The organism is Diaphorobacter sp. JS3050, from assembly GCF_013154915.1.
In the GTDB taxonomy this organism is placed as follows: Bacteria; Pseudomonadota; Gammaproteobacteria; order Burkholderiales; family Burkholderiaceae_C; genus Diaphorobacter; species Diaphorobacter nitroreducens.
Window position 1 is genome coordinate 1,462,121 of the sequence record NZ_CP053553.1, and the last position, 19,567, is coordinate 1,481,687.

A 19,567-nucleotide genomic window follows, 5' to 3' on the forward strand; every position below is an offset into this window, starting at 1 on the left:
GCCCCTGGTGAGCCCCCTTTTTTTTTAGCTTCTGATCCTGTAACGAACTGAACTCAAGAACTGGAGAAACACGATGGCTGCAATTACCGCAAGCATGGTTGCCGAACTGCGTGGCAAGACCGATGCCCCCATGATGGAATGCAAGAAGGCCCTGACCGAGGCCGACGGCGATATGGCCAAGGCCGAAGAGCTGCTGCGCGTCAAGCTGGGCACCAAGGCCGGCAAGGCCGCTTCCCGCGTGACGGCCGAAGGCGTGGTGGCATCGTTCATCAACGGCAACGTGGGTGCGCTGATCGAAGTGAACAGCGAAACCGACTTCGTGTCCAAGAACGACAGCTTCATCGCCATGGCCAACGCCGCCGCCAAGCTGGTCGCTGAGCACAACCCCGCGGACATCGAAGCCCTGGGCCAATTGGCCTATGAGCAGGATGGCTTCGGCCCCACCCTGGAAGATGTGCGCAAGGGCCTGATCGGCAAGATCGGCGAGAACATGTCTTTCCGTCGTTTCAAGCGTTTCAGCGGCTCCAACCTGGCCGCCTACCTGCACGGCTCGCGCATCGGCGTGGTGGTGGAGTTCGACGGCGATGCCGTGGCCGCCAAGGACGTGGCCATGCATGTGGCCGCCATGAAGCCCGTGGCGCTGACCAGCGCCGACGTGCCTGCCGACCTGATCGCCAAGGAGCGTGCCGTGGCCGAGGGCAAGGCCGCCGAGTCCGGCAAGCCGGCCGATATCGCCGCCAAGATGGTCGAAGGCTCGGTGCAGAAGTACCTCAAGGAAGTCTCGCTGGCCGACCAGGTCTTCGTGAAGGCCGCCGATGGCAAGCAGACCGTGGCCCAGATGCTCAAGGCCGCCAACACCACGGTGAAGGGCTTCACCCTGTACGTGGTGGGCGAGGGCATCGAGAAGAAGGTGGACGATTTCGCCGCCGAGGTGGCTGCGCAAGTCGCTGCCGCCAAGTCGGGCGCCTGATAGCGCCTGCCGCCCACGCCCTTCATCCCCCCAGTCCAGCCTTACGGAGAATTGCCCATGACCCTCGCCACGCCAGCCCACAAGCGCATCCTGCTCAAGTTGTCTGGTGAGGCGCTCATGGGCGATGACGCATTCGGCATCAACCGTGCCACGATCGTGCGCATGGTCGAGGAGATCGCCGAGGTCACCCGCCTGGGCGTGCAAGTGGCGGTGGTGATCGGCGGGGGCAACATCTTCCGCGGTGTGGCGGGCGGGTCCGTGGGCATGGACCGCGCCACGGCCGACTACATGGGCATGCTGGCCACCGTGATGAACGCGCTGGCCCTGGCGGACGCCATGGACAAGCAGGGGCTGACGGCCCGCGTGATGTCCGCCATCGGCATCGAGCAGGTGGTGGAGCCCTACGTGCGTCCCAAGGCGCTGCAGTACCTCGAAGAGGGCAAAGTGGTGGTGTTCGCCGCCGGAACCGGCAACCCGTTCTTCACCACCGACACGGCCGCCGCGCTGCGCGGCGCCGAGATCGGCGCCGAGGTGGTGCTCAAGGCGACCAAGGTCGACGGCGTGTACACGGCCGATCCGATGAAGGACCCGTCGGCCACCCGCTATGCCAAGCTCACGTTCGACGAGGCCATGAGCCGCAACCTGGGCATCCTGGACGCGACGGCCTTTGCCCTGTGCCGCGACCAGAAGCTGCCGATCCGCGTGTTCTCCATCGTGAAACATGGCGCGCTGAAGCGCGTGGTGATGGGCGAAGACGAAGGCACGTTGGTGTACGCTTGATGGCTTTGCCGCGCCTGGCCTGATTGCCCGCTTGCAGAGGAACCACACATGACGATTGCCGACATCAAGAAGACGACCGAGGCGAAGATGGACCAGTCCATCGCCGCCTTCAAGAACAACCTGGCCAAGATCCGCACCGGCCGCGCCAACCCGCAGCTGCTCGACACGATCCATGTCGAGTACTACGGATCCATGGTGCCGTTGTCCCAGGTGGCCAACGTGGCCTTGCTCGACGCGCGCACCATCAGTGTGCAGCCCTGGGAAAAGAACATGGGTGCCAAGATCGAGAAGGCGATCCGTGAAAGCGATCTGGGGCTGAACCCGGCCTCCATGGGCGACCTGATCCGCGTGCCCATGCCGCCGATGAGTGAAGAGCGCCGCAAGGAGATGACCAAGCTGGCGCGCAGCGAAGGCGAGGGCGCCAAGGTGGCCATCCGCAACCTGCGCCGCGACGCCAATGAGGGCGTCAAGAAGCTGGTCAAGGACAAGCTCGCCTCCGAGGACGACCAAAAGCGCGCCGAGGCCGATGTGCAGAAAACCACCGACAAGCACATTGCAGAGATCGATGCCTTGGTGGCGGCCAAGGAGCAGGAAATCATGGCGATCTGATCCGGTTTTGCGGATCGATCCTGGATTCATGCCCACCGTGCAGGGAGCCATTCCCCACCACATTGCCATCGTCATGGATGGCAACGGCCGCTGGGCGACGCGCCGCTTCCTGCCGCGCCTGGCGGGGCATCGGCAGGGCGTGGAATCGCTGCGGCGCTGCGTGCATGCCTGCGTCCAACGCGGCGTGGGCGTGCTTACCGTGTTCGCGTTTTCCTCCGAGAACAGGAACCGTCCGGCGGACGAGGTGTCCGGTCTCATGGATCTGCTTGCCAAGGCGCTGACACGTGAGGTGCCGCAACTGGCCCGGGATGGCGTGCAGGTGCACTTCGTGGGGGAAAAGTCGGGCATTTCGGCGCAGGTGCGCGAAGGGCTCCAGCGTGCCGAGGCGGCCACCGCAAGCAACCAGCGCCTGGTGCTCAATGTCTGCTTCAACTACGGCGGCCGCTGGGACATCACGCAGGCCGCAGCTGCGCTTGCAGCGCGGGGCGAGCCCATCACCGAGGCCAGCCTGCATGCCGCCATGGGCATGGCCCATGTGCCCGATCCGGATCTGCTGATCCGAACCGGTGGCGAGCGGCGCATCAGCAACTTCCTGCTGTGGCAGGCCGCCTATACCGAACTGTATTTCAGTGACCGCCTGTGGCCCGATTTCGACGAGGCCGCACTGGATGAAGCCATCGCGGACTTCGCGGCGCGCGAGCGCCGCTTTGGCCAAACCTCCGACCAGGTACAAGCGCAGCAGCCCGGTTCGCTGCGTGCCTGATTCCGTCCACCGCACATCGCTGAAGGGGCCTGGATGCTCAAGCAACGTGTCATCACCGCGTTGGTCCTGCTGGCCATTCTGTTGCCGGCATTGTTCTATCCCTCGTTCGTGCCCTTTGCCGTGGTGACGCTGGTCATGATGGCTGCGGCGGCGTGGGAATGGGGTCGGCTCAACGGCCTCGGCGGCGGCGCCAGCATCGGCCTGGGGGCGGCGTGTGTAGTGCTGTGCGGCCTCGGGTGGGCCGCGGGCTGGCTGCACCAGCCGCTGCCCTGGCTGTGGCTGGTGGGCGGCGCTGCCTGGGTGCTGGGTGGGGCCGCCTTGCTGCGCGTCGGCGTGGCCGGCTGGCCGCAGCTGCCGCGCGGGCTGCGCGTGGCCGGCGGCGTGCTGGCGCTGTGGATGGCCTGGCTGGCCGTGGCCCAGGCGCGCGTGGTGGGGGTCAATTTCCTTCTGTCGGTTCTGACCCTGGTGTGGGCGGCCGACATCTTTGCCTACTTTGCCGGCCGCGCTTTTGGCCTGCGCTTCACGCGCAACAAGCTGGCTCCCTCTATCAGCCCCGGCAAGAGCTGGGAAGGGGTGTGGGGTGGCATGCTGGGTGTGCTGGTGCTGGCCGCGGCCTGGACCGCGGCCGATGGGGCCTGGCAGGCCAGCGTGCCCAGCCTGTACTCACGCCTGGCAGCCCAGGGCGTATGGCTGCTGGTCGTTGGCGCATTGTTCATGGCCGCAATGAGCGTGGTAGGCGACCTGGTGGAGTCGCTCATCAAGCGCAGCGCCGGTGTCAAGGACAGCAGCGGCCTGCTGCCCGGCCACGGCGGCGTACTGGACCGCATTGATGCGCTGCTGCCCACGCTGCCCCTGGCCATGATGCTTTCTCATTTCGCATCCGCATGAAACAACGTCTCACGGTGCTGGGTTCCACGGGATCCATCGGCACCAGCACCCTCGACGTGGTGGCACGCCACCCCGATCGCTACGAAGTCTTTGCGCTGAGCGCGGCCACGCAGGTGGACCTGATGCTGGCGCAGTGCGCGCAGTTCCGTCCGCGCTATGCGGTGATGGCCAGCAGTGCGCATGCGCGGCAGCTGGCAGACAAACTGCAGCAGAGTGGCTTGCCCACCGAGGTGCTGCAAACACCCGATGCGCTGCAAGCCATTGCCTCCCACGAAGAGGTGGACGCGGTCATGGCGGCCATCGTGGGCGCGGCGGGCCTGGCGCCGTGCCTGGCGGCCGCGCGTGCGGGCAAGCGCCTGCTGCTGGCCAACAAGGAGGCGCTGGTCGTCGGGGGCGAGGTGTTCATGGCCGCGGTGCGCGAAGGCGGCGCCACGCTGCTGCCCATCGACAGCGAGCATTCCGCCATCTTCCAGAGCCTGCCCGAAGACCCCGCCACCTGGCCGCGGCGCGTGGACCACGTGCTGCTCACCGCGTCGGGCGGGCCGTTTCGCACGCGCGACCCGGCCACGCTGCGCGACGTGACGCCGGCGCAGGCCTGCGCGCATCCCAACTTCTCGATGGGCCGCAAGATTTCCATCGACTCGGCCACGATGATGAACAAGGCGCTGGAGGTGATCGAGGCGCGCTGGCTGTTCAACCTGGCGCCCGAGCAGATCAAGGTGGTCATCCACCCGCAGCAGATCATCCACTCCATGGTGCAGTTCGTGGACGCGTCCATCATTGCCCAGTTGGGCACGCCCGATATGCGCGTGCCCATCGCCTGTGGCCTGGCCTGGCCCGAGCGGGTGGAAAGCGGCGCGGCACCCCTGGATTTCACGCAACTGGCGGCGCTGACCTTCGAAGAAGCGGATGCCACGCGCTTTCCCGGGCTGCACCTGTCCTGGCAGGCGTTGCGCGCGGCGCCCGGCACCACGGCCGTGCTCAATGCCGCCAACGAGATGGCAGTGGCGGCTTTCCTGGAGCAGCGCATACGTTTCGACCAGATCCATGCGCTCAACCTTGCAACTTTGGAAGCCGTCGAACCGTCCAACCCGGACTCGCTGGACGCACTGCTGGCGCTGGATGCGCGCACGCGTGCGCGGTCCGCGGAGTTGATGGTGCGCTTGTGAGGATGCTCTTAAAAGGTGAGCGTTTTGCGCTTGTCACACAAGGGTTACAGGTGCGTTTTATATTCAAACCATTGCTGGATAAGCGCAAGGCGCTCTGATTTTTGTAGGAAACCCCAGGCATGCTGCTGACTGTCGTTGCCTTCATCGTCGCGTTGGGCGTGCTGATCGCCGTGCACGAGTACGGCCATTACCGCGTGGCGGTGGCCTGCGGTGTCAAGGTCCTCCGCTTCTCGGTCGGCTTTGGCAAGCCTTTGCTGCGTTGGCAGCCCAAGGGCTCACCCACGGAATTCGTCATCGGCGCCTTTCCGCTGGGAGGGTACGTGCGCATGCTGGACGAGCGCGAGGCGCCCGTCGAGCCGCATGAACGCCACCTGGCCTTCAATACCCAGCCCCTGCGTTCGCGCGCCGCCATCGTTGCCGCGGGGCCGCTGGCCAATCTGCTCCTGGCGGTGCTGTTGTATGCCGCCGTCAACTGGAGCGGCGTGGACGAGCCCAAGGCCTACCTGGCCAGCCCTGTAGCGGGCTCGGTGGCCGAGCAGGCGGGCCTGCGCGGCGGCGAACTGGTGGTGTCCGCCGGGCTGGGCGAGGGCGATTTCGAGCCCGTGCGCTCGTTCGAAGACCTGCGCTGGACGCTCACGCGCGGCGCGCTGGACGGGCAGAACGTGCGGCTGCTGCTGCAGCCTGAGCGCGGCTCGACGCCGCGCGAGGTGCTGTTGCGCATAGATCAGCTGGACGTGCGCGAGGCCGATGTGCAGCTGTATCGCCGCATCGGCATCACCGCGCCCTGGACGCGACCCGTGCTGGGCGAGGTCGTGCCAGGCGGCGCGGCTGCGCGTGCGGGGCTGCGCGCTGGCGATGTGGTTCTGCGCCTGGGCAGTGCGGCGGTGGTGGATGGCGTGCAACTGCGCGAGCTGATACGCGCGTCCGTGCAGGCGGGCCAGCCGCTCACGCAGGTCTGGCGCATCGAGCGCGACGGTCAGCCGCGCGACCTGGAAGTCACGCCCGAAGTGGCACAGGAGGCGGGCGGCGCCGTGGGACGCGTCGGCGCCTATGTGGGCGCGCCGCCCGAGATGGTGAACGTGCACTACGGCCCCTTGGAAGGGCTCTGGAAAGGCACGGTGCGCACATGGGAGGTGTCGGTCCTCACGCTGCGCATGATGGGCCGCATGGTGATCGGTGAGGCTTCGCTCAAGAACCTCAGCGGGCCGCTGACCATCGCCGATTACGCAGGCCGTTCCGCCAGCATGGGGCTGACCCAGTACCTCAGCTTCCTCGCACTCATCAGCGTGAGCCTGGGAGTGTTGAACCTGCTTCCGCTGCCCGTATTGGATGGTGGGCACCTGATGTATTATCTTTGGGAGGGGGTGACGGGACGGGGCGTGTCCGAAGCCTGGATGGAGCGGCTGCAGCGCACAGGCGTCGCGGTGCTTCTCCTCATGATGTCCATCGCCCTGTTCAACGACCTCACCCGGCTTTTTGGCTAACCTTTTCGCCGCCGTTGCGCTGCACTGTCGGCTCCAGCTTCATCCATGAGAAAACATATCAATCGCCTGGGCGTGCGTACGGCATCCGCCCTCGCAGCCATGGTTTTTGCCTCCCAAGCCGCATGGGCGCTGGCGCCGTTCAAGGTGCAGGACATCCGTGTGGAAGGCCTGCAACGTGTGGAGCCGGGCACCATCTTCGCGTCGTTGCCGCTGCGCGTGGGTGACGAGTACAACGACGACAAGGGTGCAGCAGCCATCCGCGCGCTGTTTGCCCTTGGCCTGTTCAAGGACGTGCGCCTGGAGGCTTCCGGCAACGTGCTGGTGGTGGTGGTGGAAGAGCGCCCGACCATCGCCGACGTGGATTTCGCCGGCACCAAGGAGTTCGACAAGGACACCCTCAAGAAGGCCATGCGCGACGTGGGTTTGACCGAGGGGCGCCCCTTCGACAAGGCCCTGGCCGACCGCGCCGAGCAGGAACTCAAGCGCCAGTACATCAACCGCAGCCTGTACGGCGCGGAGGTGGTGACCACCGTCACGCCGATCGAGCGCAACCGCGTCAACCTCACCTTCACCGTCACCGAGGGCGAGCCCGCCAAGATCAAGGAAATCCGCATCGTCGGCAACAAGGCCTTCAGCGAATCCACGCTCAAGGGGCTGTTCGACCAGGACACGGGCGGCTGGATGAGCTGGTACACCAAATCCAACCGCTATTCGCGCGCCAAGCTCAATGCAGACCTGGAGACGCTGCGCTCGTACTATCTGGCGCGCGGCTTCCTGGAGTTCCGCATCGAGTCCACGCAGGTGGCAATCTCGCCCGACAAGCAGGACATCTCGATCACCGTCAACGTGAACGAAGGCCAGAGCTATGTGGTTTCAGGAGTGAAGTTGGAAGGCAACTACCTGGACCGCGATGACGAGTTCAAGTCGCTCATCACCATCCGCCCTGGCGAGCCCTACAACGCCGACAAGGTGGCCGAAACCACCAAGGCTTTCACTGACCACTTCGGGAACTTCGGCTTCGCCTTCGCGCGTGTGGAGGCCGTGCCCGAGATCGACCGCGAGAACAACCGCGTGGCCCTGGTGCTGCGTGCAGAGCCCTCGCGCCGCGCCTATGTGCGCCGGATCAACGTGAGCGGCAACAACCGCACCCGCGACGAAGTCATCCGCCGCGAATTCCGCCAGTTTGAAGCCTCCTGGTACGACGGCGACAAGATCAAGCTGTCGCGCGACCGCGTGGACCGCCTGGGCTATTTCACTGAGGTGAATGTGGAAACCCAGGAGGTGCCGGGCGCGCCCGACCAGGTGGACCTGGTGGTGAACGTGGCCGAGAAGCCTACGGGATCGCTGCAACTGGGGGCGGGCTTTTCCAGCGCCGAGAAGGTCTCGGTGTCGTTTGCCATCAAGCAGGAGAACGTCTTCGGTTCAGGCAACTACCTTGGCGTGGACGTCAACACCAGCAAGTACCGTCGCACGCTGGTGTTCTCCACCACCGATCCGTACTTCACGCAGGATGGCATCTCCCGTACCTTCGACGTGTACTACCGCACGGCCAAGCCCTACGAAGACCAGGGCGGCAACTATGAGCTGGTCACCGCGGGCACCAGTGTGCGCTTGGGCATACCCTTCAGCGAGACCGACACCGTGTTCTTCGGGGGGGGAGTGGAGCAGACGCGCATCAAGGCCGGTACCAATATCCCCGCCGCCTACCTCGCCTATGCGCAGCAGTTTGGTGAAACCAGCCTATCCGTGCCGCTCACCATTGGCTGGTCGCGCGATGACCGTGACAGTGCGTTGGCACCGAACTCCGGGCGGTACCAGCGCCTGAACTCCGAATGGTCCGTGGCCGGCGATGCGCGCTATGTGCGAGCCAACTACCAATACCAGCAGTACATTCCCTTGAACAAGCAGTTCACCATTGCCTTCAACGGCGAGTTGGGCTTAGGCAAGGGCATGAATGGCCGTCCCTTCCCGGTGTTCAAGAATTTCTACTCCGGCGGCCTGGGCTCGGTGCGCGGCTTCGACCAGGGCACACTGGGTCCGCGGGACGTGACCGGTGCGTCGCTGGGCGGCCCCAAGAAGATCACGCTGAATGCCGAACTCATCGCGCCGTTCCCCGGCGCCGGCAACGACCGCACGCTGCGCTGGTTCACTTTCGTGGACGCGGGCAACGTGTACGGCGAGGATGAGAGCTGGGAGCTGGGCGACATGCGCGTCTCGGCTGGTCTGGGCCTGAGCTGGATTTCCCCGCTGGGCCCGCTACGTATCGCCATCGCGCAACCGGTGCGCAAGTTCGCCGGCGATAAAATCCAGAAACTGCAATTCCAGATCGGAACGTCTTTCTAATGAAATCCCTTTCCCGCCACATTCCCCTGGTCGTCCTGTTGGGCTCCCTGGCTGCCGCCGTGCCTGCACAGGCACAGGAGTTCAGGGCCGGCTTTGTGAATACCGACCGCATCTTCCGCGAAGCCAACACCGCCAAGGCGGCGCAGGCCAAGCTGGAGCAGGAGTTCTCCCGCCGGGAGAAAGAACTGGTGGACATGGGCAATTCGCTCAAGTCCGCCACCGAGAAGTTCGAGCGTGAGGCGCCCACGATGGCCGAGAGCCAGCGCACCGCACGGCAACGCCAGTTGGTGGACCAGGACCGCGAATTCCAGCGCAAGCGCCGCGAATTCCAGGAGGACCTGGGCGCGCGCAAGAACGAGGAACTGGGCCAGGTGCTCGAGCGTGCGAACCGCGTCGTCAAGCAGGTGGCCGAGCAGGAGAAGTACGACGTGATCCTGCAGGAGGCCGTCTACATCAATCCCAAGCACGACATCACCGACAAGGTGATCAAGGCGATGAACGCTGCCAACGGCGGCAAGTAAAGCACCGGCACGAGGCAGTAGCGCGTGAGCTTGCGACTCGGGCAGATCGTCGATGCACTTGGGGGCAGCCTGGAAGGAGGGGACAGGGATACCGAAATCCTCCGCATCGCCCCGCTGGAATCCTCCGGCCCGGGTGACCTGTCCTTCCTGAGCAATCCGCGCTACCAGTCACAACTGGCCGCCTCCCAGGCGGCCTGTGTCATTGTGGCCCCCGCGATGCGCAATGCAGCCTTGGAGCGCGGCGCTTGCATCGTTGTGGAGCAGCCCTACACGTACTTTGCACACGTGACGCAGCTGTGGGTGCGCGCGCATGGCCAAGGTGCGCCTGCGGGCATTCACCCCAGCGCCGTGGTTGATCCTCAAGCCCGGGTGGCCCCGACGGCCTCCATCGGTCCCCTGTGCGTGGTCGAGCGCGGCGCAGTGATTGGAGCGCACACGGTGCTCAAGTCGCGGGTGACGGTCGGCGAGCGTTGCACGGTTGGCGAGCGCTGCATCCTGCACCCTGGCGTGGTCATCGGGGCCGACGGCTTCGGCTTTGCGCAGCAGCGCGGCGAATGGATCAAGATCGAGCAACTGGGCGCGGTGCGCATCGGCAACGATGTGGAGATCGGTGCGAACACCTGCATCGACCGCGGAGCGCTCGACGACACGGTCATCGAAGACGGCGTCAAGCTCGACAACCTGATCCAGATTGCGCACAACGTGCACATCGGCCGCCACACCGCCATGGCGGGCTGTTCCGCGGTGGCGGGCAGCACCCGCATCGGCGCGCACTGCACGATTGCAGGGGCCGCGTCCATCGTGGGGCACCTGCAGTTGGCGGACAATGTGCACATCTCCACCAACACGGTGGTGACGCACTCGATCACGCAACCGGGGCAGTACACCGGGGTGTTTCCCATGGACGACAATGCGAAGTGGGAAAAGAACGCGGCCACGCTGCGGCAGCTGTACCGGCTGCGTGAACGCATCAAGGCTCTCGAACAAACACGAAAAGACGGCTAGGCCGCTCACAGAAAAATGATGGATATCCACCAAATTCTCAAACTCCTGCCCCACCGCTATCCGTTCCTGCTGGTGGATCGGGTGAATGAGCTCGAACGCGGCAAGCGCATCCTGGCCATCAAGAACGTGACCATCAACGAGCCGTTTTTCACGGGGCACTTCCCCGCACGCCCGGTGATGCCGGGGGTGTTGATTCTCGAAGCACTCGCGCAGGCGGCGGGCTTGCTGTCGTTCGACATGATGGGTGAGGCGCCGGGCGACGACAAGGTTTTTTACTTCGTCGGGATCGATGGTGCGCGCTTCAAGCGCCCCGTGGAGCCAGGCGATCAGCTCATCCTCGACGTGGAACTGGACCGCATCAAGGGCGGCATCTACAAGTTCAAGGGCGTCGCGCGCGTGGGCGACAGCGTCGCGTGCGAGGCCGAGATCATGTGCACCATGCGCACGGTGGCCTGACGGGCCGAGGATTTCGCTTGGCGCCCAACATCCATTCCACGGCCCTCGTTGATGCGGCCGCGCAGTTGGACCCTACTGTTACGGTGGGGCCGTATGCGGTTATCGGCCCCCACGTGCAAATCGGCGCGCGCACGTCGATTGGCGCGCACTGCGTGATCGAGGGCCATACGCGCATTGGCGAAGACAACCGCATCTTCCAGTTCAGTTCGCTGGGAGCAGCTCCGCAGGACAAGAAATACGCGGGCGAGCCCACGCGTTTGGAGATCGGCCACCGCAACACCATCCGCGAGTTCTGCACCTTCAACGTCGGCACCGTGCAGGACCGGGGCGTCACCACCATCGGGGACGACAACTGGATCATGGCCTATGTGCACATCGCGCACGACTGCGTGGTGGGCAACCAGACCATCCTGGCCAACAACGCCACGCTGGCCGGACATGTGCAGGTGGGTGACCAGGCCATCATCGGCGGCTTGACCGGCGTGCACCAGTTTTCACGCATCGGCGCCCACGTCATGGCGGGCTTTGCCAGCCGCATCTCGCAAGATGTTCCGCCCTTCATGATGGTGGACGGCAATCCGCTGGCCGTGCGCGGGCTGAACCTGGAAGGGCTGCGCCGGAGGGGTTTTTCCGCGCAGCGCATGGCGGGCATCAAGCAGGCCTACCGCCTGCTGTACCGCCAGGGCCTCACGCTGGAGGCCGCGCTGTCGGCCATGGCCGACGTGCCGCATTCGCATCCCGAGGCGGAAGGCGATATCGCCCTGCTGCGTGATTTCGTGATCGCGTCGCAGCGCGGTATCGCGCGCTGAGACGCCACTGGCGCCATGGTGGCTGAGTCTCCCCGCGTCGCAATGGTGGCTGGCGAAACCTCCGGCGACCTGCTGGCCGGCCTGCTACTGGACGGCCTGCGTGCGCGGTGGCCCGCCGTGGCCAGCATGGGCATCGGCGGGCCCCGCATGCAGGAACGGGGCTTTCAGGCCTGGTGGCCCAGCGAACGGCTGGCCGTGCACGGCTACAGCGTCGAGCTGGTGCGGCGCCTGCTGGGCATTCTGCGGATTCGCCGGCAGCTGCGTGCCAGATTGCTGGCGGACAAGCCCGACGTCTTCATCGGCGTGGATGCGCCCGATTTCAACCTGGGGTTGGAGGCGGACCTGCGTGCCGCCGGCATAAAGACGGTGCACTTCGTCTGCCCTTCGATCTGGGCGTGGCGCGCCGATCGGGTCGAGAAGATTCGTGCCAGCGCGGACCATGTCCTGTGCATCTTTCCGTTTGAGCCGGAACTGCTCGCGCGCCAGGGCATCGCCGCCACCTATGTCGGCCACCCATTGGCCAGTGTCATCCCCCGGGTGCCCGACAAGGCGGCTGCACGCGCACAGCTGGGCCTGGCGGTACACGATGAAGTGCTGGCCATCCTGCCGGGCAGTCGCTCGGCGGAGGTGGCCTACATTGCCAAGCCGTTCTTTCAGGCTGCAGCGCTTATCAAAAAAGCGCGACCAGCTATAAAAATAGTAGTACCCGCGGTGCCTGCCCTGAGGGCTCGTATCGAGCAGATCGCGCGCGAATGCGGGGTGCTGGATGCGCTGACCATCGTCACGGGCCAATCGCACCTGGTGCTCGCGGCCTGCGACGTGACGCTGATCGCCAGTGGCACTGCCACGCTGGAGGCCGCGCTGTTCAAGCGGCCGATGGTCATCTCCTACCACATGCATCCGATCAGTTGGCGCCTCATGCGCCGCAAGCAGTTGCAGCCCTGGGTGGGCTTGCCCAACATCCTGTGCAGGGAGTTCGTGGTGCCCGAGCTGTTGCAGGACGCCGCGACGCCCGACGCACTGGCCACCGCGGTCCAGGACTGGCTGGACGCGCGGTTGCAGGATCCGGGCCGTATCCAACGGCTGGAACAGCGCTTCACGGCATTGCACGACGATCTGCAGCGCGATACCCCGCGACTGGCTGCCCATGCGATCCAGAACCTCCTTGCTTGAACAGGCCGCCCTGGACTGGCATCCGCCCGGCCTCGTCGCCGGCGTGGATGAGGCCGGGCGCGGGCCCTTGGCCGGCCCCGTGGTGGCGGCTGCGGTGATCCTGGACGACCTGCAGCCCATCGCCGGCCTGGCCGACTCCAAGGTGCTTACGGCCGCACGGCGCGAGAAACTCTACGACGAGATCCGCGCCAAGGCGCTGTGCTGCAGCATTGCGGAAGCATCGGTGGAGGAGATCGATCAACACAACATCCTGCAAGCCACGATGCTGGCCATGCGCCGTGCGGTGCTGGGGCTGCGGCTGAAGCCGGTGCGGGTGTTGGTGGATGGCAATCGCTTGCCGCCGCTGGACGTTCCGGCGGAGGCCATCGTCAAGGGCGATGCGCTGGTCGCGTCGATCTCAGCCGCCTCCATCCTTGCAAAGGTCACGCGCGACCGCTGGTGCGCGCAATTGCACCAGCAATACCCGGTGTATGGCTTTGCCGGCCATAAGGGCTACGGCACGGCAGAGCACCTGGCCGCGCTGGAAGTGCATGGGGCCTGTCCCCAGCACCGGCGCTCGTTCGCGCCGGTGGCGCGCGCCTTGCAGGCGCCCGTCGCCGCCTGAGTCAGATCGCTATCCCCCTTTGCGTTTCCTATGCACGCCACGCCTGCTTTCATCCAATCGCGCGACAACGCACTGCTCAAGGAGTTGCGCCGCCTGTCGCAGGACAGTTCCGCATACCGCAAGCAGGGCCGTGTGTGGCTGGAGGGAGATCATCTGTGCAGCGCTGCGCTGGCGCGTGGACAAAAGCCAGCGGTAGCGGTGTTTTCGGAGTCATTTTGGCCCCAAGCGCCCGCTGAATATGCGCGAGCAGCTACGAAAAATGTAGTGATCGCTGATGTGCTCTGGAGTGACATCAGCGCTCTGGAATCTCCGGCGCCCATGGGGTTTGTGTTGCCGCTGCCTGAAGCGGAGGGGTTGGACGGCAGGATGCCGACTGTCGTGCTCGACCGCCTGCAGGATGCGGGTAACGTGGGCTCCATCCTGCGCAGCGCATCGGCATTCGGGTTCACTCAAGTGGCGGCGCTGAAAGGCACCGCTGCGCTCTGGAGTGGCAAGGTGCTGCGCGCGGGCATGGGCGCCCATTTCGCCCTGCGGCTGGTCGAGGGGTTGGCGCCCGTAGACATCGACCGGCTGGAGGTCCCGTTGCTGGCAACCAGCTCGCACGAGGGCGACTTCCTCCATCGCGCAGCCTTGCCCTGGCCGTGTGGCTGGATCATGGGCCACGAAGGGCAGGGCGTCTCGCCCGCCCTGCAGCAGCGTGCGAGGCGCCACATCCGCATTGCGCAGCCCGGGGGCGAGGAGTCGCTCAACGTGGGGGCCGCCGCGGCCATCTGCCTCCATGCCAGCGCTGCGGCGCGCGACTCGGCTGGCTGAGGCGTTCACGGCCCTGGCCGCACGTCCGCCGGCGGTAGGGCGAATCGGTGGGAGAGCCTACTCAGTGCCCGCGAGACAGGGCACATTGATGTCGCGCGCGAACAGCCGGCAATTGATCGAGTGGCTTGCTTCCACGCCGGCGTTGCGGTTGCGTTGAAATGCCGCCAGCTTGTTCTCTTCGTAGCGCGGATGGGGCGGCGCGCCTTCGGGGCGGTCCAGGCTCTCGGCCCACACGGAGGCATGGCACAGGCTCTTGCCTTCGCAGGCATTGGCCGCGGCGCGCTGCACATAGGCGCGGTTGCCCGCCTTGTCGGTCGGCACCATCACATACACATGATGGCCATACCGGCCGATCACGGCATCTTGGGCCAGGGCATGTGGAGCGCTCAGTGTGAGCATCAGTCCCAGCAGGGCGAAAGTGGGTCGCTTCATGATTCTCCTCCGGTAATGTTTATTGTGTGGCTCGCTGTGCCAGCACTGAATCTCGGGCCTGCAGGGGCGTTACAAACAAAAAAGCCGCTGAAAAAATCAGCGGCTTTTGCTTGTCTTTGGTGCCCAGGAGAGGACTCGAACCTCCACGATGTTACTCGCTAGTACCTGAAACTAGTGCGTCTACCAATTCCGCCACCTGGGCATTTCAGGGAAGCTCAGATTATAGGAGCCTTTTTGATCGCCTGAACGGCATTTCCAAAAATTTTATGTATCCCTCGCGCTGCTCCAACATGCCCACATTGTTGAGACGCAGATAACAAAAAAGGCCACTTCAAATGAAGCGGCCTTTGCTGTCAGAACCCTGGCGGGTTCTCGTTAAACTTGGTGCCCAGGAGAGGACTCGAACCTCCACGATGTTACTCGCTAGTACCTGAAACTAGTGTAGTGTTTGATTCTTAATGAAACTTAATTGAGCAACCACGCTCCAATGCTCTACTACGGTTTGCATTGGAGTGAAAAATTGCGAGTTGCCCCGACGATTGTGTTGACGGATGAAGAGGAAAGCGAGCTGAGCCGGCTGGCGCGCTCCAAGCGCACCAGCGTCAGATTGGCCCAGCGCGCCCAGATCGTGCTGCTGGCCGCGCAGGGGCTGCAAAACAAGGATATTGCCGAGCAGCTTGGCATTGGGCGCGTGCAGGTGGCGCGCTGGCGTGAACGCTACCTGCAATTGGGGCTGCAAGGTATCGAGCGCGACTTGCCGCGCGGCGCACCGCCGGTGAAGGTGGATGTGGCCAAGCTTGTGAAGCTAACCACACAGACCAAGCCCGAGGCGGCCACGCACTGGAGCACGCGCACGATGGCCGCTGAGTTGGGCGTCAGCGCCAGCACCGTGATGCGCCATTGGCAGGCCCACGGTCTCAAGCCTCACATCGTGCGCGGCTTCAAGGTCTCGCGCGATCCGCAGTTCGTGCAAAAGCTCGAAGACATCGTGGGGCTTTACATGTCGCCGCCCGAGCATGCGCTGGTGCTGTGCTGCGACGAAAAGAGCCAGGTGCAGGCGCTGGACCGAACGCAGCCCGGGCTGCCGCTCAAGAAGGGGCGCGCGGCCACCATGACGCACGACTACAAGCGCAACGGCACAACCACCTTGTTCGCTGCGCTCAACGTGCTCAACGGTCAGGTCATCGGCCAGTGCCAGCAGCGCCACACCCACATCGAGTGGCTGAAGTTCCTGCGTCAAATCAATCGGGAGACGCCCAAGGACAAGACGCTGCATCTGATCGCCGACAACTACGCCACGCACAAGCATCCAGCTGTGCAGGAGTGGCTGGCCAAGCACCCCAGATTCAACATGCACTTCACGCCGACCTCGGCATCGTGGCTGAACATGGTCGAGCGCTTCTTTCGCGACATCTCCGAGAACCGGCTACGCCGCGGGGTGTTCACCAGCGTGCCCGAACTCGTCTCGGCCATCGATGAGTACATCGCGCATCACAACACCAACCCCAAGCCGTTCATCTGGACCAAGAACGCTCGCGACATCCTGCAAAAGGTCATCCGCGCCAATAGCCGATTAAGTTCCAAACAGAATGCAACACTACACTAGTGCGTCTACCAATTCCGCCACCTGGGCATTTCAGGAAAGTCATAGATTGTATATCAAAAAAAATCACTCTGAATCATCCGTCGCCAAAGTTTCACTGGACGAGATCGAAGGCACCGTCCAGGGACACCGCGACGGGCATGGCTTCGTCCTGCGCGATGACGGCCAGCCTGACATCTACCTTCCTGCCAATGAAATGCGGGCGGTATTGCACAAGGACCGGGTGCGCGTGCGCATCGCGCGCCAGGACCGGCGCGGCCGGCCTGAAGGCCGCGTGGTTGAGATTCTGGAGCGCCCGCCCCAACCCATCATCGGGCGCCTTCTTCAGGAGAGCGGTGTCTGGCTGGTCGCTCCTGAGGACAAACGGTACGGCCAGGACGTGCTGATTCCCAAGGGTGCTACGGGGGCTGCTGCGACGGGACAGGTCGTGGTGGTGGAACTGACCGAGCCGCCGGCTTTGTTTGGGCAACCCGTGGGGCGGGTGGTCGAAGTGCTGGGGGAGGTAGATGACCCCGGGATGGAGGTGGAAATTGCCGTGCGCAAATACGGGGTTCCGCACGAATTCTCCGAAGCGTGCCTTGACCAGGCGAAGGCGCTGCCGGACAAGGTGCGCGCTCAGGACAAGCGTCGACGCGTTGATCTGACAGATGTCCCCCTGGTCACCATCGATGGTGAAGACGCGCGCGACTTCGACGACGCGGTGTATTGCGAGCCCGCCAAGATCGGGCGCGCCAAGGGGTGGCGCCTGCTCGTGGCCATCGCGGACGTGAGCCACTATGTGGAGACGGGCAACGCCATCGATATTGACGCCTACGACCGGGCGACCAGCGTTTATTTCCCGCGGCGCGTTATCCCCATGCTGCCGGAGAAGCTCTCCAACGGGCTGTGCTCGCTGAACCCCCATGTCGAGCGCCTGTGCATGGTGTGCGACATGATGGTTACCGCCAAAGGTGAAATTCACGCCTATCAGTTCTATCCTGCGGTCATGCTCAGCCACGCGCGGCTTACCTATACCGAGGTGGCTGCGGTGCTGGCCAATACGCGCGGCCCGGAAGCGCTGAAGCATCAAGAGCGCGTGGGCAACCTGCTCAATCTCTACGAGGTCTACCGCGCATTGCTGGCCGCGCGGCAGGCGCGCGGCGCCGTGGACTTCGAGACGACCGAGACGCAAATCGTCTGTGATGACAATGGCCGTATCGAGAAAATCGTCCCGCGTGTACGCACCGAGGCGCACCGCCTGATTGAGGAGGCGATGCTCGCCGCCAACGTCTGCAGCGCCGATTTCATCGGTCATGCCGGCCGGGCGGGGCTGTATCGCGTTCATGAGGGGCCTACGCCGGAGAAGCAAGAGATCCTGCGTGCATATCTCAAAGCCATGGGTGTTGGCATGTCGATCGGGGACGACCCGCGGCCGGCAGAATTCCAGGCGATTGCCGAGGCCACCAAGGACCGGGTGGATGCGCAGCAGATCCACACCATGCTGCTGCGTTCGATGCAGCAGGCGATCTACACGCCTGTCAACAGCGGTCACTTCGGTTTGGCATTCGAAGCCTATACACACTTCACCAGTCCTATTCGCCGCTACCCGGATCTGCTGGTGCATCGCGTGATCAAGTCCATCTTGAGCGGCACAAAATATGTGCTGCCCGCGCTGCCGACGCCGGGGGAGGCTCAGTTCAAGCTGGCCAAGCGTCTGGCTTCCAAGGGGGGGGAATCCTCTGCACGCCCTTCCAAGACGGGTGGCGTTATCAGCGTCCGGGAGACGCAGGCGTGGGAGGCCGCGGGACTGCACTGCAGTGCGAACGAACGCCGTGCGGACGAGGCCAGTCGTGACGTGGAAGCATGGCTCAAATGCCAGTACATGCGTGAGCATCTGGGTGAGGAGTACAGCGGTGTCGTCAGCGCGGTGACGAGCTTCGGCATCTTCGTGACGCTTGATGCCCTCTATGTGGAAGGGCTGGTGCACATCACGGAACTGGGTGGGGAGTACTTCAAGTTCGATGAGGCGCGGCAAGAACTGCGGGGGGAGCGCACGGGTATCCGCTATGCGATTGGTGCACGCGTGCGTGTTCAGGTCAGCCGCGTCGACCTCGATGGCCGCAAGATCGACTTCCGGCTGGTGCACGAAGCCGGCGACGGTTTCTCCACCAAAGGCCCCAAGTCCAGGGATGGCGCGAAACGCGGTTCCTCGGCAGCGGCCTTGGATGGTCGATCCGCCTCGGTGCCCACGGCCCGGGAAAGCAGAGAGGAGGGGAGCCGGCGGCGCCCGCATAAGCAGGCCTTGGCCGGCAAAAAAGCGGCAGGTGGCAAGAACCCTTCTAAGGGCCGCAAATCCCGCGGTTGAGTAGATTGATGGGTAAGAAGGACAGGAGACAAGCGTCGCATATGGTTAAAGCATCGAAGGTGGCCATCGTTACGGGGGCTGGGTCAGGGATTGGCAAGGCGGCGGCTTTGGCGCTGCTGCGCGATGGATGGAGCGTTGTTCTCGCTGGGCGGCGTGAGTCGCTATTGCAGGATGTCGTGGGCGAATCCGAGGGTGGGGTGCGTGCGCTCGCCGTTCCCACCGATGTGTCCGACCCCGCTGCGGTGCGCACGCTGTTTGACCGGGCTGTGCTTCAGTTCGGGCGCGTGGATCTGTTGTTTAACAATGCGGGCGTGAGTGCTCCCGCCGTGCCGCTGGAGGATCTGGCGGTGGAGCAGTGGCGGCAGGTGGTCGACGTCAACCTCAATGGCATGTTCTTTTGCATGCAGAACGCTTTTCGGGTCATGAAGACGCAGTCGCCACGGGGCGGGCGCATCATCAATAACGGCTCGATTTCAGCGCACGCCCCGCGGCCCAACTCCATTGCCTACACCGCCACCAAGCATGCGGTGATGGGCCTGACAAAGACAGCGGCTCTCGATGGGCGCAAGTACGATATTGCGGTGGGACAAATCGATGTCGGCAACGCCCAGACCGAGCTGGCCCAGCGCATGACGCAGGGCGTGCAACAGGCCAATGGCCAGATTGCGGCGGAACCTCTGATGGACGTGGACATCGTGGGGCAGTCCGTGCTTTACATGGCCAATCTTCCGCTGGAGGCCAATGTGTTGTTCCATACCGTCATGGCGACCAAAATGCCTTTTGTCGGACGTGGTTGAGAAA

19 protein-coding genes and 2 tRNA genes are annotated in these 19,567 nt (G+C 64.4%); 18 read left to right on the top strand and 3 right to left on the bottom strand.

All coding sequences use genetic code 11. The features are described 5' to 3' along the window. Window positions 1-73 precede the first annotated feature (73 nt). The 15 genes from tsf (at window position 74) to HND92_RS07250 (ending at window position 14,387) form a co-directional block, all read left to right on the top strand. Complete coding sequence (gene tsf, locus HND92_RS07180) at window positions 74-970, top strand: translation elongation factor Ts (protein ID WP_011805779.1); 897 nt, start codon at window positions 74-76, stop codon at window positions 968-970. A gap of 57 nt (window positions 971-1,027) precedes the next feature. Then, window positions 1,028-1,750: a UMP kinase gene (gene pyrH / locus HND92_RS07185; protein ID WP_011805778.1), complete on the top strand. Its 723-nt coding sequence runs from the start codon at window positions 1,028-1,030 to the stop codon at window positions 1,748-1,750. A 48-nt stretch (window positions 1,751-1,798) separates the two neighbouring features. Further along, window positions 1,799-2,359 (top strand): ribosome recycling factor, encoded by a 561-nt coding sequence (frr, locus tag HND92_RS07190; RefSeq protein ID WP_011805777.1) that lies wholly within the window; start codon window positions 1,799-1,801, stop codon window positions 2,357-2,359. A gap of 28 nt (window positions 2,360-2,387) precedes the next feature. After that, entirely contained in the window at window positions 2,388-3,122 is a 735-nt protein-coding gene (uppS, locus tag HND92_RS07195) for a polyprenyl diphosphate synthase (RefSeq protein WP_172206624.1), read from the top strand. A 33-nt stretch (window positions 3,123-3,155) separates the two neighbouring features. Further along, a complete protein-coding gene (locus HND92_RS07200) occupies window positions 3,156-4,010 on the top strand; it encodes a phosphatidate cytidylyltransferase (RefSeq protein WP_103738359.1) in 855 nt (284 codons plus the stop codon). Then, the gene (gene ispC / locus HND92_RS07205; RefSeq protein ID WP_103738360.1) at window positions 4,007-5,179 is read left to right on the top strand and encodes a 1-deoxy-D-xylulose-5-phosphate reductoisomerase; all 1,173 of its coding nucleotides are present in this window, start codon (window positions 4,007-4,009) and stop codon (window positions 5,177-5,179) included. The genes HND92_RS07200 and ispC overlap by 4 nt, the downstream gene beginning before the upstream one ends. A gap of 119 nt (window positions 5,180-5,298) precedes the next feature. After that, complete coding sequence (gene rseP / locus HND92_RS07210; RefSeq protein ID WP_015912868.1) at window positions 5,299-6,663, top strand: RIP metalloprotease RseP; 1,365 nt, start codon at window positions 5,299-5,301, stop codon at window positions 6,661-6,663. Window positions 6,664-6,708: 45 nt separating this feature from the next. Beyond that, on the top strand, window positions 6,709-9,006 hold the full coding sequence (bamA, locus tag HND92_RS07215) for an outer membrane protein assembly factor BamA (RefSeq protein ID WP_011805772.1): 2,298 nt from the start codon (window positions 6,709-6,711) through the stop codon (window positions 9,004-9,006). Further along, window positions 9,006-9,527: an OmpH family outer membrane protein gene (locus tag HND92_RS07220; RefSeq protein WP_015912870.1), complete on the top strand. Its 522-nt coding sequence runs from the start codon at window positions 9,006-9,008 to the stop codon at window positions 9,525-9,527. The genes bamA and HND92_RS07220 overlap by 1 nt, the downstream gene beginning before the upstream one ends. A 24-nt stretch (window positions 9,528-9,551) precedes the next feature. Then, on the top strand, window positions 9,552-10,532 hold the full coding sequence (gene lpxD / locus HND92_RS07225) for a UDP-3-O-(3-hydroxymyristoyl)glucosamine N-acyltransferase (RefSeq protein WP_172206625.1): 981 nt from the start codon (window positions 9,552-9,554) through the stop codon (window positions 10,530-10,532). Between the two features lie 15 nt (window positions 10,533-10,547). After that, window positions 10,548-10,988 (top strand): 3-hydroxyacyl-ACP dehydratase FabZ, encoded by a 441-nt coding sequence (gene fabZ, locus HND92_RS07230; protein WP_011805769.1) that lies wholly within the window; start codon window positions 10,548-10,550, stop codon window positions 10,986-10,988. Window positions 10,989-11,005: 17 nt separating this feature from the next. Next, window positions 11,006-11,797, top strand: a complete 792-nt coding sequence (gene lpxA, locus HND92_RS07235; protein ID WP_011805768.1) for an acyl-ACP--UDP-N-acetylglucosamine O-acyltransferase — start codon at window positions 11,006-11,008, stop codon at window positions 11,795-11,797. Between the two features lie 15 nt (window positions 11,798-11,812). Beyond that, window positions 11,813-12,970 carry a lipid-A-disaccharide synthase gene (lpxB, locus tag HND92_RS07240; protein WP_172206626.1) on the top strand — a complete coding sequence of 386 codons (1,158 nt, stop codon included), beginning with the start codon at window positions 11,813-11,815 and terminating at the stop codon, window positions 12,968-12,970. Continuing rightward, window positions 12,945-13,574: a ribonuclease HII gene (gene rnhB, locus HND92_RS07245; RefSeq protein ID WP_011805766.1), complete on the top strand. Its 630-nt coding sequence runs from the start codon at window positions 12,945-12,947 to the stop codon at window positions 13,572-13,574. The genes lpxB and rnhB overlap by 26 nt, the downstream gene beginning before the upstream one ends. Window positions 13,575-13,604: 30 nt before the next feature. Then, window positions 13,605-14,387, top strand: coding sequence for an RNA methyltransferase (locus HND92_RS07250; RefSeq protein WP_172206627.1), 783 nt, complete (start codon window positions 13,605-13,607; stop codon window positions 14,385-14,387). A 57-nt stretch (window positions 14,388-14,444) separates the two neighbouring features. Here the strand turns inward: HND92_RS07250 and HND92_RS07255 are convergent, their stop codons facing one another. The 3 genes from HND92_RS07255 to HND92_RS07265 all read right to left on the bottom strand — a co-directional run bounded on the left by HND92_RS07255 (window position 14,445) and on the right by HND92_RS07265 (window position 15,300). Further along, window positions 14,445-14,819, bottom strand: a complete 375-nt coding sequence (locus HND92_RS07255; RefSeq protein WP_011805764.1) for a hypothetical protein — start codon at window positions 14,817-14,819, stop codon at window positions 14,445-14,447. A gap of 117 nt (window positions 14,820-14,936) precedes the next feature. Next, window positions 14,937-15,021, bottom strand: a tRNA-Leu gene (locus tag HND92_RS07260). 180 nt (window positions 15,022-15,201) lie between these two features. Further along, window positions 15,202-15,300, bottom strand: a tRNA-Leu gene (locus HND92_RS07265). Between the two features lie 6 nt (window positions 15,301-15,306). Between HND92_RS07265 and HND92_RS07270 the strand changes: the two genes are divergently transcribed. Genes HND92_RS07270 through HND92_RS07280 form a run of 3 tightly spaced genes read left to right on the top strand, consistent with a single transcriptional unit; the run spans window position 15,307 to window position 19,563 of the window. Further along, window positions 15,307-16,425, top strand: coding sequence for an IS630 family transposase (locus tag HND92_RS07270; protein WP_231403305.1), 1,119 nt, complete (start codon window positions 15,307-15,309; stop codon window positions 16,423-16,425). A gap of 46 nt (window positions 16,426-16,471) precedes the next feature. Further along, complete coding sequence (gene rnr / locus HND92_RS07275; protein WP_015912875.1) at window positions 16,472-18,766, top strand: ribonuclease R; 2,295 nt, start codon at window positions 16,472-16,474, stop codon at window positions 18,764-18,766. 41 nt (window positions 18,767-18,807) lie between these two features. Further along, complete coding sequence (locus tag HND92_RS07280) at window positions 18,808-19,563, top strand: SDR family oxidoreductase (protein WP_047350557.1); 756 nt, start codon at window positions 18,808-18,810, stop codon at window positions 19,561-19,563. Window positions 19,564-19,567 lie beyond the last annotated feature (4 nt).